Raw genomic sequence first — 13,234 nt, 5'->3', positions numbered from 1 at the left:
GCAGGAATGCTTCCTGCACTGTTTTTTTACTGAGAAAGGATATTTGAAAATGAAGCTGATTTCCCTGCTGGAAAATACCTCGCATGTGCCGGAAATCCAATCGCGGCACGGGCTGTCGCTGTATCTGGAAACTGCGGCGCACCGCATTGTATTCGATTTCGGTCCGGATGACACATTCCTGCACAACGCGGCGGAACTGGGTGTGGATATCGCCGCGGCAGACCTCGCAATTCTGTCGCACGGGCACTATGACCATGGCGGCGGACTGCCTGCTTTTTTGCAGGTTAATGACCATGCACCGATTTACCTGCACAAAAATGCCTTCATCCCTCATTGGTCATCCGCCACGCGGTATATCGGACTGGAACAGTCTCTGAAAACAAGCCCGCGCCTGCATTACACCGACGGTGTGACGCATCTGGGGGATGGATTGACGCTGATTTCCGGCGCACCCGGACACCGATTCCTCGCCTCCTCCTGCGCAGGCCTGCAAATGGAGCAGGCAGACGGCTCCCGCCTGCCGGATGATTTTTCTCATGAGCAGAGCCTGATCGTCGAAGAGGGCGATATCTGTCTGCTGGTCGCAGGCTGTGCACACACCGGCATCCTCAACATCATGGAGCAGGCACAGCAGGTCGCAGGCCGCCCGATGACACACGTTGTCTCTGGTTTCCATCTGTGCCAGCCCTCGCGCGGCATCCATGAACCGGAGGAGACTGTCTGTGCGATTGCCGACGAGCTCCGACGCACTCCAGCGCGCTATTTCACCTGCCACTGCACCGGCATGCCGTCCTATGAAATCCTGCGTCGCGAGCTGGGTGCACAGGTTTCCTATCTGTCCGGCGGCATGCAGATTGCGCTTGCAACGGGTTAATTCTTGCATCACTTGCACCAATTTTGTCAACAATACCATAGTTTACACTTTATTCACATTTTTCTTTGTGCATTTCTACAGCAAAGATTTCAATCGATTGCAAACTCTGTTAATTTTCAGGCAAAAATGCCTGATTTTTCGAATTTTTCGTTGCAAATGCACACGATTCTGTTGTATAATATTCCTGTTTGGTGGAGGTGTTTTTCGCCCGGATTACCATCATTTTCACCAGAATCGACTGGTATCGGCATTTCCCCTTCCAAACTGTATCTATTTGTCATCTTTTATCTTTCAAAAGGAGCTGATACACTGTGCCAAAAAAACTGAAGATCACAGAGACCGTCCTTCGTGACGCCAACCAGTCTCTGTGCGCAACCCGTCTCCCGATGTCGGAGTTCAAGCCGATTCTCGAGACCATGAACAAGGTTGGTTATCATTCCGTCGAATGCTGGGGCGGTGCAACGTTCGATTCCTGCCTTCGTTACCTGAACGAAGATCCGTGGGTTCGTCTGCGCACCATCCGTGAGCTGATGCCGGATACCAAGCTGCAGATGCTGCTTCGCGGCCAGAACATCCTGGGCTACAAGCATTATTCTGACGATACCGTCCGCGCATTTGTCCGCAAGAGCGTGGAAAACGGCATCGACATCATCCGCATCTTCGACGCACTGAATGACATGCGCAACATCGAGACCGCTGTTGACGAGTGTCAGAAGGCTGGCGGCGAAGCGCAGGGCACCATTTCCTACACCCAGTCCCCGGTACATACGCTTGAGAACTACGCAAAGCTCGGCAAGCGCATCGAAGAGCTGGGCTGCACCTCCCTGTGCATCAAGGACATGGCCGGCGTCATGAGCCCGCAGGAGGCATTTGACCTCGTCACTGCGCTCAAGTCCGAGGTCAAGATTCCGATTGTCGTTCACACCCATGCCACCACCGGTCTGGGCTCCATGACCTACCTGAAGGCTGTCGAGGCAGGCGCTGAGGTCATTGACTGCGCGATCTCCCCGTTCGCCGGCGGTACGTCCCAGCCGTGCACCGAGGCAATGGATCACGTTCTGACTCAGATGGGCTATGAAACCGGTCTGGACAGAGCGGAAATGCGCAAGGTCAACGAGTTCTTTGAGCCGATCAAGAAGGCTTATGTCACCGAGGGCAAGATCAATCCGTTCGTCATGAACGTCAACACCAACGCCCTGCACTACAAGATTCCGGGAGGCATGCTGTCCAACCTGATCGCAAACCTGACCGATATGAAGGCACTTGATCGCCTGAACGAGGTTCTGGCAGAGGTTCCGAATGTCCGCAAGGATATGGGTTACCCGCCGCTGGTTACCCCGCTGAGCCAGATGGTTGGTTCGCAGGCTGTTAACAACGTCCTGATGGGCGAGCGCTACAAGAACATCACCAAGGAAATCCGCGCTTATATCCGCGGCGAGTACGGCACCTCCCCGGCACCTGTCAATCCGGAACTGGTCAAGAAGGTTATGGGCGATGAGAAGCCGATGGAAGGCCGTTACGCTGAGACCCTCGAGCCGGAAATCCCGGCAGCTGTCGAGAAGCTGGGCGATCTGGCTACCTGCGAAGAGGACGTTCTGTCCTATGTTGCTTTCCCGCAGCAGGCAGAGAAGTTCTTCCAGTACCGCGAAGAGCATAAGGGCATGAAGGTAACGTATTCCATCCAGAAGGTTGACGACTAAGGAGGGGCAACTATGAACATTGGCGTAGGCGAAGCCCTGCTGATTTCTCTCTGTGGCTTTGTAACCGTATTCCTCCTTCTCCTGTTCCTGATTCTCGTCATCAAGGTCATTTCTGCTGTCGTTATGACAATCGAGGGAAAGGGCAAGGCTGCCGCTCCGGCTGCTGAGACCGCAGCTCCGGCTCCCGCTCCGGCGAAGGAAGAGGAAAAGCCCTCCAAGCCGTGGGACGGCAAGCTTCAGCTCATCGATGTCGATGAGGAAACTGCTGCCTGCATTATGGCCATCATCAGCGATGAGACCGATATTCCGCTGGGCGAGCTTCAGTTCAGACGCATTCAGGCGCTTTAATTGGGAGGTACAAACAACATGAAATATATTGTAACGCTGAATGACAAACAGTATGAGGTCGAAGTAGAAAAGGGCAAGGCTGTTGCTGCTTACATCGGCGAAGCACCTGCTCCGGCTCCGGTTGCTGCTGCTCCGGCTCCGGCCGCTGCACCGGCTGCCGCTCCGGCTCCGGCTGCTGCTCCGGCCGCTCCGGCAGGCGCAGGCGATCCAATCACTGCTCCGATGCCGGGCACCATCCTCGATGTCCGCTGCCAGCAGGGCCAGACCGTCAAGAACGGCGACATCCTGTTCATCCTGGAAGCAATGAAGATGGAGAACGAAATCTTCGCCAGCAAGGACGGTACGGTCACTTCCGTATGTGTATCCAAGGGCGCGTCGGTTGATACCGGCAGTGTTCTGTGCACCATCTCTTAACGGAGGTCGCGTGTAATGGATTTTTCTTTCACTGCCGTTCTCGGCAAAATTCTCGGAGAATCCGGCTATGCAGGCTTTTTCATGGATGGCGGTTGGAAAAACCTGCTTATGATTCTCATCGCGTTTGTCCTACTGTATCTGGGCATCGCAAAGAAATTCGAGCCGCTGCTGCTCGTCACCATCGCTTTCGGCATGCTGCTGGCGAATCTGCCGTTCTCCAACATGATTTCCAATGTGGATAATGACGGATTGCTGCACTGGCTGTATACCGGCGTAAAGCTGGATATTTACCCGCCTTTGATCTTTATGGGTGTCGGCGCGATGACCGACTTCGGTCCGCTGATTGCGCGCCCGTCCTCGCTGATCCTTGGCGCTGCCGCACAGTTCGGTATCTTCACCGCATTCCTCGGCTCGCTGCTGATCTTTAAGTTCCCGGTCAACGTCGCCGCTGCCATCGGCATCATCGGCGGCGCAGACGGCCCGACTGCCATCATGGTTACCTCCAAGCTGGCACCGGAGTATCTGTCCGCAATCGCAATCGCCGCGTACTCATACATGGCGCTGATCCCAATGATTCAGCCGCCGATTATGCGTCTGTTTACCCGCAAGAAGGATCGTCAGATCAGGATGACCCAGCTGCGCGAGGTATCCAACACCGAGAAGATCGTCTTCCCGATCGCGGTTGCAACTGTCGTCATCCTGCTGCTGCCGGATACCGCTCCGCTGATCGGCATGCTGATGCTCGGCAACCTGTTCCACGTCTGCGGCGTAACCGCTCGTCTGGACGAAACCGTACAGAATGCCCTGATGAATATCGTCACCATTTTCCTGGGTCTGTCTGTCGGCGCTACTGCTGCTGCTGATACGTTCCTGACTTGGCAGACGCTCGAGATCATCCTGATGGGTCTGGTTGCATTTGCACTGTCTACCTTCGGCGGCGTCATTTTCGGCGATATCATGTGCTGGATTAGCAAGGGCAAGATCAACCCGCTGATTGGTTCCGCAGGCGTATCTGCCGTACCGATGGCTGCACGTGTTGCACAGATTGAAGGCCAGAAGGAAAACCCGTCCAACTTCCTGCTCATGCACGCCATGGGCCCGAACGTTGCCGGTGTTATCGGCTCCGCTGCTGCGGCAGGCTTCTTCTTGAAGCTCGTCCCGATGCTGATGGGCTGAGTCTTTTCATACGGCTTGTATCCCCTTCCGGAAAATCCGGAAGGGGATTTTTTTGCCCGCAAACGATATGTGTGTTACAATAGGTGCAATCACATAACAGAGAAAGGAGCATCTGCCATGAAATATGATTTCACTTCGATTCTGGATCGCCATGGCAAGGACGCCATCGCAGTTGACAGCCTTGGAACTATGCCCGGCTTTGCGCCGGAAGCGCCCAAGGAGGGCTTTGATGCCATTCCGATGTGGGTTGCAGATATGAATTTCCCCACTGTTCCTACCATTCCGCAGGCGATTCTTGCACGCGCCCAGCATCCGGCGTTCGGCTATTTCAATCCAACCAAAGAATATTACCAATCGATCATTCAATGGCAGGAATGCCGCAACGGTGTGACCGGCCTGACAGCCAGCTGTATCGGCTATGAAAACGGTGTGCTTGGCTGTGTTATTTCCGCGCTAACCGCATTCGCCGCCCCGGGCGACGCCGTGCTGCTGCACAGCCCGACCTACATTGGCTTTACCAACAGCATCGAAGACAACGGCTTCCACATTGTCCACAGCCCGCTCCAATTGGATACAGACGGTGTCTGGCGCATGGATTTCGATGACATGGATGCAAAAATCAAACAGCATCACATCCATGTTGCTGTCTTTTGCAGCCCACATAACCCCACCGGGCGCGTCTGGGAGCGCTGGGAGCTGGACAAGGCCATGGAGGTCTATCGTGCCAACGACTGCGTTGTTATTTCGGACGAAATCTGGTCAGATCTTCTGCTGTCCGGACACAAACACATCCCCACCCAGTCGGTCAGTGAGGACGCAAAGAACCGTACAGTTGCCGTCTATGCTCCGAGCAAGACATTCAATCTCGCCGGTCTGGTCGGAAGCTACCACATTATCTACAACCGCTATCTGCGCGACCGCGTGCGTGCAAAGAGCGGCAAGCCGCATTACAACAGCATGAATGTGCTTTCCATGCACGCACTCATTGGTGCATATCAGCCTGAGGGATATGAATGGGTGGACGAGCTGTGTCAGGTTCTGACGCAAAATATAGACTATGCGTATGACTTCATTGTACAGCATTTTGATGGCATCCGGGTCAGCAAGCCAGAGGGTACCTATATGCTGTTCCTCGACTGTACGGAATGGTGTGAAGCGCACGGCAAGACCGTGCAGGAACTGCAAAAAGCCGGCTGGAATGTCGGCGTTGCCTGGCAGGATGGCTGCATGTTCCAAGCCCCCTGTGCCATCCGCATGAACCTTGCCCTGCCCTTCAGCCGTGTGCAGGAAGCATTCCGCCGTCTGGACAAATACGTTTTCAATACCTGAACATGGAAAAGCCTCGCCAGCTTCCAAACGAAGCGGCGGGGCTTTTCAGAGACTTATATTCAGATAGGAGATATTAGCAATAAAATGGGGGAATCGAACTGGATTTACTCCAGCATCAGCAGCTCATTCTTGAGGAACGATTCCTTGCAGCGGAACGCGATGTTGGTGGATGCAGTGCCGTCATATACATTCGGGCTGCCCTGACGACCCTTTGCAACACAGTCACAGAACTCTTCCATCTCGGTGATGTAAGCATCATGCCAACGGGTAACGAAGTCCTGATAGCACTCACGGCATACGCCATGCTCGCTCATAACTTCAACCATGGAGCTTGCCGGTACGCCTGCGATGCGCAGCGTGCCACGGGTGCCGACGATTTCGGTCTCAACATGGGAGCCATGTGCTGCTGCACGGCCTGCGAAGAAGAATGCCATTGCATCGTTCTCGCACTGCATCAGGCAGGAAACATTGTCGCCGTCGTCCCAATCCTTGTACTGCTTGAACTCGAAGCAGCCGCCGATTGCCCACAGCTTCTTCGGCTCGGAGCCGGTCAGCCAGCGGATCAGGTCGATATCATGAATGGACATGTCGATGAACTGTCCACCGGAGCGCGGTGCATACTCGAGCGTGCCCTGAATGATGGAAATCGGATCCTGAGAATAGCAGCGAACGAGGATAACATCGCCGATGTCACCATTTTCCATCTTCTGCTTGGCAACCTGATAGGAATGATCGTAGCGGCGCATGAAGCCCAGCATGAAGATCAGTTCCGGATGGGACTCGATGATCTTCTCCGCTTCTTTGCACTTCTCAACCGTGTCTGCCAGCGGCTTTTCGCAGAAGACATGCTTGCCTGCATCCATGGCAATCTGAATCATTTCAACATGGGATGCAGTGTTGGTGACGATGGCAACCGCCTCAACCTCCGGATTTGCACACATTTCCTTCGGATCGCTGTAAACAGCGGTCACACCCAGTTCCTCTGCAACTTCCTTTGCACGTGCAAAATTACCATCACAGATTGCAACCAGTTCAGAACCCGGTACGCGGTTTGCGATATTGCAGGCATGCTCATAGCCCAGACGGCCGACACCAATGATACCGATTTTCAGCTTTTTCATACGAACTCTCTCCTTACGTATGGTTATATGATAGAAATAAACTCGTTATTGTGTCCGATTACAGGCCAGTATACTTGTTGACATAGGCGCGCGCCATGCGTGCATAGTCAAGCGGATTTGCCTTTGCCGGATCCTGCTCCGCTTCGACAACCAGCCAGCCTTCATAATTGTACTCATCCAGCAGCTTGAAGACGGTCGGGAAGTCTACGCAGCCCTCCGGGTCGCCCGGTACCGTGAATACGCCTTCCGGAATCGAGCGCAGGAAGCTCTTGTTTTCTGCATAACACTTTTCCATTGCCGGCTTGCGGACATTCTTCAGATGTACATGGCCGATGCGGTCGTGATGCTTCTTGAGGATTTCAATCGGATCTTCGCCGGAGAAGGTCAGATGACCGGTATCATAAATCAGGCTGACATACTTCGGATCAGTCATCTCCATCAGGCGGTCGATCTCCCCCGTCTTCTGTACGGTGGTCGTCATGTGGTGATGATAAACGATCTTCATGCCGCTGTCATAAGCGATCTTGCCCAGATGATCGAGGCCCTTGGTGAGAACCTCCCACTCATCATCGTTCAGAACCTTCTTGTTCGCCAGCGGGGTGTTCCACTGATGCTGAATCGAGAAGCTCTGGTCAGAGACATTGATGACCTCAGCACCGATGGCCTTCAGGAAATTCATGTGGTCGACAAATGCGCGTTCATTCCACCACATCGGCTGCTCGTTGAGATACGTGCTGATCCATGCCGTGATGGCAGAGATGCCGCGGCGGCCGAATTCCTCATTCAGGACTGCCGGATTTCTCGGATACTGGCAGCCGATTTCTGTGCCGACATAACCGCTCAGTGCGATTTCACTGATGGTCTGGAGAAAGCTGTTCTCCGCGCCCATCTCCGGCATGTCATCCTCTGTCCATGCAATCGGAGCAATTCCAATTTTTACTTTCTTCGGGTCCAACATATTCAAAATACCTTCCTTTCCTCTTCGGTATGTTTCGTTTCTTTATTGTGACTTTAGTATATCATCCGGCGGCAATTTCGTCTTTCAACTTCTTGGCTTATCTGTTTTTACCAAAAAAATCTGTTTCCCGTCCGTTTTTTTATCAAAATTGATATTCCTGTGTATTTTTTATTCCCTTCATCTTAAAATCCCCGTATATGCAGACAGCGTCCGCCGGAACGAATTTTATAAAATCCTGCGATTTCACAAAATATCAGCCCATGATCCGCACCGTTTTTCCACGTGATGGGCACAAAAAAGCTGCCGAAACCCGGAATATTTCCTGTTTTCGGCAGCACCTTCTTGTTTTTTTATTCTTTTTTCTTCTTCTTTTTTGCCCGCTTGGTTTCCTCCTCGACGCTGACAATATAATTTTGCCGGTATTTTTTCGGCGGCATACCGACATTTTTCGTAAACTGGAGATTAAAATAGCTCTGGGTATCGTAACCTACCATACCGGCAATTGTTGTAATCGGCAAATCGGTCGTGATAAGCAGTGTCTGCGCCTCGCCGATGCGGCGGCGCAGCAAATACTGCACCGGGGAATATCCGCTCATCTGCTTGAACACATGTGAGAGATAATACGGACTGATATGCAGCGCCTCCCCCATGCTCTGCAACGTAATTGGTTCCATATAGTGCTCGTCGATGTACGATTTAATGCGCAGGCCAAGTACATGCGGTTCCTCAACCTCCGGTTCATCCGCAGCAGCCTCTCTTCCGCCGACAACAGTCAGCGCCTTGACCAGCAGCGCATGCATCAGGCTATGGCAGAACGCTTCTGCACGCGGCTCTCCGGAGGACAGACTGTGAAACATCATTTCACAGATTGTGCGCATGGCTTCAAAGTGTTCTCCGGTCGGGAAAATATAACCCGCATCGTCGGGAATCAGCGCATTTTCACGCAGGCCGGGCATATGTAGCCCGCCGACCGCAACACAGTAACTGCCGACTTCGATGCCCGGTCCGGAAATTTCATCGTGCACAACATTGGCATTGTAAATCAGCAGATCACCCGGCTTGATGAGCTGTTTCTTGTCATGAATCAGATATTCACTGCTGCCGCTGCAAATCAGGAGCAGCTCTACAAAATCCCTGTGTGCATGCATCACGCGCGGATGTGTGCTTGCATCCGGCGAAATCCTGCTGACGTAAAGCAATTTGGGGTCGTTTTCCCCGACAAATACCGACTGAAAATCCTTCTTCACAAAGCACTGCACATTGAGTGGATTCTGCTGCGCCATCGTTTTTTCTCCTCTCCTCTTGTTTCTTTCTCTATGCACTTTATTATAGCAGAATCTTGAAAGTCAGAGTAGCAGATTATTGTTTTTTCCCCGCCTTGTCTCGTGTCTGTTTCTGTGATATGATACGGTCAACGCACAGGAAGAGAGGAACTGAAAATGAATCGCAGTCCATATCTTACGACCTATTATTCCCCTGTCGGCGTGCTGACACTCGCCTCCGACGGGACACAGCTGACTGGGCTGTGGCTGGAGCATCAGAAGTATTTCGGCAGCACACTCGCACCGAATGCCACAGAGCAAAATCTTGTTGTTTTTGCACAGACCATCGACTGGCTCAACCGTTATTTTCACGGCGAAGCACCTGCTATGACGCTCCCGCTTGCGCCGGAGGGCAGTGCCTTCCGGCAGACAGTCTGGGACATTCTTTTCCGCATTCCATACGGTGAAACCATGACCTATGGACAAATTGCGGTGCAGCTGGAACAGCAGACCGGAAAGCGCATTTCCGCACAAGCAGTCGGCGGCGCGGTCGGGCACAATCCCATCAGTATCCTGATTCCCTGTCACCGTGTACTCGGCGCGGACGGCAGCCTGACCGGATATGCAGGCGGCCTGCGCGCAAAAGCACAGCTTCTGACGCTGGAGGGCGCGCACTTTCGCACATAACTCTGCCGCAGCACCTTGCACAGCTGCCACAAATCCGTTACAATAAAGGCAGTAATTGATAGACTGGTTTTGCGAAAGGAAGGCTTATCTATGCAGGATTTTGAATACTATACCCCGACGCATGTCGTATTCGGCAAACATGCCGTAGAACGCGTCGGCGAACTCATCACAGGTCAGAACGGCAAAAAGGTTCTGATCCATTACGGCGGCGGTTCGGCTAAGCGCAGCGGACTGCTCGATCGCGTCACAGATGCGCTGGAACAGTCCGGGATTTCCTATGTCATGCTGGGCGGTGTCGTACCCAATCCGCGCCTCGGCCTTGTGCGCGAAGGCATTGCGCTGTGCAAGCGCGAGGGCGTCGATTTCATCCTCGCAGTCGGCGGCGGCTCGGTTATCGATTCCTCCAAGGCGATTGCTTATGGCATTGCAAACGACGGCGATGTATGGGATTTTTACGCCAAGAAGCGCGTACCACAGGCGTGTGCCCCGGTCGGTACAATCCTAACCATCGCAGCGGCAGGCAGTGAAATGAGCAATTCCTCCGTCATCACCAACGAGGACGGATGGCTCAAGCGCGGACTGAGTACCGAGCTGTGTCGCTGTAAATTCGCCATTATGGACCCGACGCTGACCTATACACTCCCGGCATACCAGACGGCAAGCGGCGCCGCCGATGTTATGATGCACACAATGGAGCGTTATTTCACGCAGGTAGACACACTCGGTCTCACCGATTCCATCGCAGAGAGCCTGTTGAAATCCGTCATGCGCGACGTAACCGCTGCGCTGAAAAATCCGGAGGATTATGACGCACGTGCCGGACTGATGTGGGCAAGCAGCCTGTCGCACAACGGCCTGACCGGCTGCGGCACGGACGGCGGCGACTGGTCCTGCCATCAGCTGGAGCATGAGCTGAGCGGCAAATATGACGTCGCACATGGCGCAGGCCTGTGTGCTGTCTGGTCGAGCTGGGCACGGACTGTCATGCCTGCCAATCCCGCGCGCTTTGCAAAATTTGCCATCCAGGTCATGGGCGTACAGCCGGGGGCAGACGACATCGAAACTGCTAACCGCGGCATTGACGCAATGGAAGCCTTTTTCCAGTCCATCGGCATGCCGGTTCGCATCAATCAGATGGGCATTGAACTGACCGAAGAGGACATGCGCGAACTCGCCTATAAGTGCAGCTTTATGGATACGCGCAAAATCGGCCGCTTTGTACCGCTGGATAAAGAAGCGATTTACAAAGTCTATCAGAAAGCAAAGGCATAACAAAAGCCAAACGGCATCGGGTATTCACCCGATGCCGTTATGACACTCCTCTGAAATGCCGATATCTGCCAGTACGATTTCACCGCAATATGGTTTGGATGTTTCCTGCACATGCAGCGGTTTATATGAATCAAAGGTCACGGTCAGATCGGCATGCACCGCGCCTTCCGCAACAGCGCCTGTATCCGCATGAATCCCGCTTGGCAGGTCAAGTGCAGCAAGATACGCCCCCGATTCATTCATGAAGCAGCATGCCTTTGCGCCGGATGGACGCAGAGTACCGTGAAATCCTGTGCCATACAGCGCGTCGATGACAACATCTGCATCTGTCAGCCGATCAATCTGCTCAATTGGGCAGACGGTTACATTCAACCCATCCAGGCGGTGAAAATTAGTCTTTGCATCCACCGTGACCGGCTCCCCCTCTGCAAGCACAACCCGTACGGCCAACCCATCCTGTGCGGCAAGGCGCGCAATGACAAATCCATCGCCGCCGTTGTTGCCCTTTCCGGCAACAATGGCAAGTACATGTGCATCCGGCTTGTGCGCACGGATGATCTGATAAGCAGCTGTCCCGGCATTTTCCATCATTTGCAGATAGGAAAGCCCGCCCGCGTCGGCATTGCATTCAATCTGCTTCATCTGTGCGGCTGTAACAATACGCATAGCAAAATTACCTCCAATTTCAATAACATAAGGAAGAATGACCTATGAAAATAATCAGTGAAACCTTTGTCTGCCCCTCCACCGGCTGGGGCGTTTTCCTCGTTTATGACGAAGAGGAATGTGAACTTTATGCCCGCGTCTGTGACGAGGGCGAATGGGATCCGGATCTGGCAGATGAGGATTCCCTTCCAGATTTTGAAGCCACAGAAATCTGGTGTGAACAGTTCGGCTACCGCCGCTGTGATTCCTATCCGGAGGCACAGATGGTTGCCGACCAGTTCAATTCGATGTTTTGACGCGCGGAGAATCGCCGCGGTCGATCTGAATTTCATATCCAATTTTGGCAAACCGTGCGCGCAGATCGGCAATATGCTGTGCTGATTCTGCGCCGGTTGCCAGCTTGTTGTCATACAACATGTATTTGCTGCGCACTGCCTGTGGGCTGAGATTCGGCATGACGACATTTGCACCCGCCAGGATGCCTTTTTCGCGCCCAACCGGATCGAGCGTTCCCAACGCTGTTGTCGCGGGCAGCAGCACATCCGGAAACATCAGCCGCAGCAGTGATAGCAGGAACAGGGTCAGTTCCACTGACCCCTGCGGCATCTGTGCAAATGGAGTATCCTGATGCGGGATAAACGGCCCGATTCCGATCATTTCCGGCTGTAAATCTGCCAGAAACAACAGATCATCTGCCAAATTTTCCGCCGTCTGGAACGGTGAGCCGACCATAAACCCGGAACCAGTCTGAAAACCGATCTCCTTCAGCCATCGCAGGCACTGTTTGCGATGTGCACCGGAAAGCTCTGCGGGATGCAGGCGGCTGTAGTGTGCCTCATCTGCTGTTTCATGCCGCAGCAGATAACGATCTGCTCCTGCGTCAAAATATGCCTGATACGTCTCTCTGGTCTGTTCTCCGACCGACAATGTAACAGCACAGTCCGGGTGCTGCCGTTTGATGGACGATACGATGTCTGCCATGCGCTCCGTAGTATAGTATCCATCTTCTCCGCCCTGCAAAACAAATGTGCGAAATCCCAGTGCATACCCCTCTGCCGCACATTGCAGGATTTCTTCTTTTTCCAGCCGATAGCGTTGTGCCTTGCGGTTGGAACGTCGGATTCCACAATAATAGCAGTCATTGCGACAGAAATTGCTCAGTTCAATCAGACCACGAATATATATTTTGTTTCCAAAAACTGCCTGCGCGGTTTTGCGTGCACATTCAGCGGCATAGGAGGCAGTTTCCGGTGCAAACGCCGAAATCAGCTGCACAAAATCTGTCCGTGGAAGAACATGCTCAGCCGAAAGGCGGTCAATCAGTCGATTCATAGATAAAATGTTCCTTTCGTGCGCGGAAATACTGAAAACAGTATACCATTCCTCTGCGAAGTGCGCAATTCTTCAAAAAAAACTTTACAAATGAT

Annotated in this window: 14 protein-coding genes; 9 read left to right on the top strand and 5 right to left on the bottom strand. The window is 53.2% G+C overall.

Features of this window, described 5'->3' with window-relative positions; genetic code table 11:
• The first annotated feature begins 49 nt into the window (after positions 1-49).
• From ACLM7Z_RS09145 to ACLM7Z_RS09120, 6 genes are all read left to right on the top strand, one after another.
• Entirely contained in the window at positions 50-874 is an 825-nt protein-coding gene (locus ACLM7Z_RS09145; protein ID WP_435644928.1) for an MBL fold metallo-hydrolase, read from the top strand.
• A gap of 311 nt (positions 875-1,185) precedes the next feature.
• Positions 1,186-2,574, top strand: a complete 1,389-nt coding sequence (locus ACLM7Z_RS09140; RefSeq protein WP_087020056.1) for a pyruvate carboxylase subunit B — start codon at positions 1,186-1,188, stop codon at positions 2,572-2,574.
• A 12-nt stretch (positions 2,575-2,586) separates the two neighbouring features.
• Positions 2,587-2,922, top strand: coding sequence for an OadG family transporter subunit (locus ACLM7Z_RS09135; protein WP_435644927.1), 336 nt, complete (start codon positions 2,587-2,589; stop codon positions 2,920-2,922).
• A gap of 18 nt (positions 2,923-2,940) precedes the next feature.
• Positions 2,941-3,336, top strand: coding sequence for a biotin/lipoyl-containing protein (locus ACLM7Z_RS09130; RefSeq protein WP_273350502.1), 396 nt, complete (start codon positions 2,941-2,943; stop codon positions 3,334-3,336).
• Between the two features lie 15 nt (positions 3,337-3,351).
• Complete coding sequence (locus tag ACLM7Z_RS09125) at positions 3,352-4,512, top strand: sodium ion-translocating decarboxylase subunit beta (protein ID WP_087020047.1); 1,161 nt, start codon at positions 3,352-3,354, stop codon at positions 4,510-4,512.
• 117 nt (positions 4,513-4,629) lie between these two features.
• Complete coding sequence (locus tag ACLM7Z_RS09120; protein WP_273350501.1) at positions 4,630-5,841, top strand: aminotransferase class I/II-fold pyridoxal phosphate-dependent enzyme; 1,212 nt, start codon at positions 4,630-4,632, stop codon at positions 5,839-5,841.
• Between the two features lie 104 nt (positions 5,842-5,945).
• Here ACLM7Z_RS09120 and ACLM7Z_RS09115 read toward each other — a convergent pair whose 3' ends face one another.
• The 3 genes from ACLM7Z_RS09115 to ACLM7Z_RS09105 all read right to left on the bottom strand — a co-directional run bounded on the left by ACLM7Z_RS09115 (position 5,946) and on the right by ACLM7Z_RS09105 (position 9,203).
• Positions 5,946-6,962, bottom strand: coding sequence for a Gfo/Idh/MocA family oxidoreductase (locus ACLM7Z_RS09115; protein ID WP_435644926.1), 1,017 nt, complete (start codon positions 6,960-6,962; stop codon positions 5,946-5,948).
• 58 nt (positions 6,963-7,020) lie between these two features.
• Positions 7,021-7,920 (bottom strand): myo-inosose-2 dehydratase, encoded by a 900-nt coding sequence (gene iolE, locus ACLM7Z_RS09110; protein ID WP_087020039.1) that lies wholly within the window; start codon positions 7,918-7,920, stop codon positions 7,021-7,023.
• A gap of 350 nt (positions 7,921-8,270) precedes the next feature.
• A complete protein-coding gene (locus tag ACLM7Z_RS09105) occupies positions 8,271-9,203 on the bottom strand; it encodes an AraC family transcriptional regulator (RefSeq protein ID WP_273349553.1) in 933 nt (310 codons plus the stop codon).
• Between the two features lie 156 nt (positions 9,204-9,359).
• On the opposite strand from ACLM7Z_RS09105, the gene ACLM7Z_RS09100 reads away from it, so the two are divergent.
• Together ACLM7Z_RS09100 and ACLM7Z_RS09095 are read left to right on the top strand one after the other, a co-directional pair.
• A complete protein-coding gene (locus tag ACLM7Z_RS09100; protein WP_435644925.1) occupies positions 9,360-9,869 on the top strand; it encodes a methylated-DNA--[protein]-cysteine S-methyltransferase in 510 nt (169 codons plus the stop codon).
• A gap of 90 nt (positions 9,870-9,959) precedes the next feature.
• Entirely contained in the window at positions 9,960-11,141 is a 1,182-nt protein-coding gene (locus ACLM7Z_RS09095; protein WP_087020029.1) for an iron-containing alcohol dehydrogenase, read from the top strand.
• A gap of 24 nt (positions 11,142-11,165) precedes the next feature.
• Here ACLM7Z_RS09095 and ACLM7Z_RS09090 read toward each other — a convergent pair whose 3' ends face one another.
• Entirely contained in the window at positions 11,166-11,807 is a 642-nt protein-coding gene (locus ACLM7Z_RS09090; protein WP_087020025.1) for an NAD(P)H-hydrate epimerase, read from the bottom strand.
• A gap of 44 nt (positions 11,808-11,851) precedes the next feature.
• On the opposite strand from ACLM7Z_RS09090, the gene ACLM7Z_RS09085 reads away from it, so the two are divergent.
• On the top strand, positions 11,852-12,103 hold the full coding sequence (locus ACLM7Z_RS09085) for a hypothetical protein (protein WP_087020022.1): 252 nt from the start codon (positions 11,852-11,854) through the stop codon (positions 12,101-12,103).
• On the opposite strand, the gene hydE is transcribed toward ACLM7Z_RS09085, so the two are convergent.
• Positions 12,087-13,139: a [FeFe] hydrogenase H-cluster radical SAM maturase HydE gene (gene hydE, locus ACLM7Z_RS09080; protein ID WP_435644924.1), complete on the bottom strand. Its 1,053-nt coding sequence runs from the start codon at positions 13,137-13,139 to the stop codon at positions 12,087-12,089. The genes ACLM7Z_RS09085 and hydE overlap by 17 nt on opposite strands.
• Between the last annotated feature and the right edge of the window lie 95 nt (positions 13,140-13,234).

Source organism: Butyricicoccus porcorum, assembly GCF_051246315.1.
Lineage (GTDB): Bacteria > Bacillota > Clostridia > Oscillospirales > Butyricicoccaceae > Butyricicoccus_A > Butyricicoccus_A porcorum.
Note: the sequence above shows the minus strand (reverse complement) of the source record. Positions and strands in the feature narration are given on the sequence as shown.

Excerpts from the sequence above, each read along its gene's own strand:
- iolE (WP_087020039.1), bottom strand. The coding sequence starts at position 7,920 with ATGTTGGACCCGAAGAAAGTAAAAATTGGAATTGCTCCGATTGCATGG.
- ACLM7Z_RS09085 (WP_087020022.1), top strand. The coding sequence starts at position 11,852 with ATGAAAATAATCAGTGAAACCTTTGTCTGCCCCTCCACCGGCTGGGGC.
- ACLM7Z_RS09145 (WP_435644928.1), top strand. The coding sequence starts at position 50 with ATGAAGCTGATTTCCCTGCTGGAAAATACCTCGCATGTGCCGGAAATC.
- ACLM7Z_RS09120 (WP_273350501.1), top strand. The coding sequence starts at position 4,630 with ATGAAATATGATTTCACTTCGATTCTGGATCGCCATGGCAAGGACGCC.
- ACLM7Z_RS09115 (WP_435644926.1), bottom strand. The coding sequence starts at position 6,962 with ATGAAAAAGCTGAAAATCGGTATCATTGGTGTCGGCCGTCTGGGCTAT.
- ACLM7Z_RS09105 (WP_273349553.1), bottom strand. The coding sequence starts at position 9,203 with ATGGCGCAGCAGAATCCACTCAATGTGCAGTGCTTTGTGAAGAAGGAT.
- ACLM7Z_RS09090 (WP_087020025.1), bottom strand. The coding sequence starts at position 11,807 with ATGCGTATTGTTACAGCCGCACAGATGAAGCAGATTGAATGCAATGCC.
- ACLM7Z_RS09095 (WP_087020029.1), top strand. The coding sequence starts at position 9,960 with ATGCAGGATTTTGAATACTATACCCCGACGCATGTCGTATTCGGCAAA.
- hydE (WP_435644924.1), bottom strand. The coding sequence starts at position 13,139 with ATGAATCGACTGATTGACCGCCTTTCGGCTGAGCATGTTCTTCCACGG.
- ACLM7Z_RS09100 (WP_435644925.1), top strand. The coding sequence starts at position 9,360 with ATGAATCGCAGTCCATATCTTACGACCTATTATTCCCCTGTCGGCGTG.
- ACLM7Z_RS09130 (WP_273350502.1), top strand. The coding sequence starts at position 2,941 with ATGAAATATATTGTAACGCTGAATGACAAACAGTATGAGGTCGAAGTA.
- ACLM7Z_RS09135 (WP_435644927.1), top strand. The coding sequence starts at position 2,587 with ATGAACATTGGCGTAGGCGAAGCCCTGCTGATTTCTCTCTGTGGCTTT.
- ACLM7Z_RS09125 (WP_087020047.1), top strand. The coding sequence starts at position 3,352 with ATGGATTTTTCTTTCACTGCCGTTCTCGGCAAAATTCTCGGAGAATCC.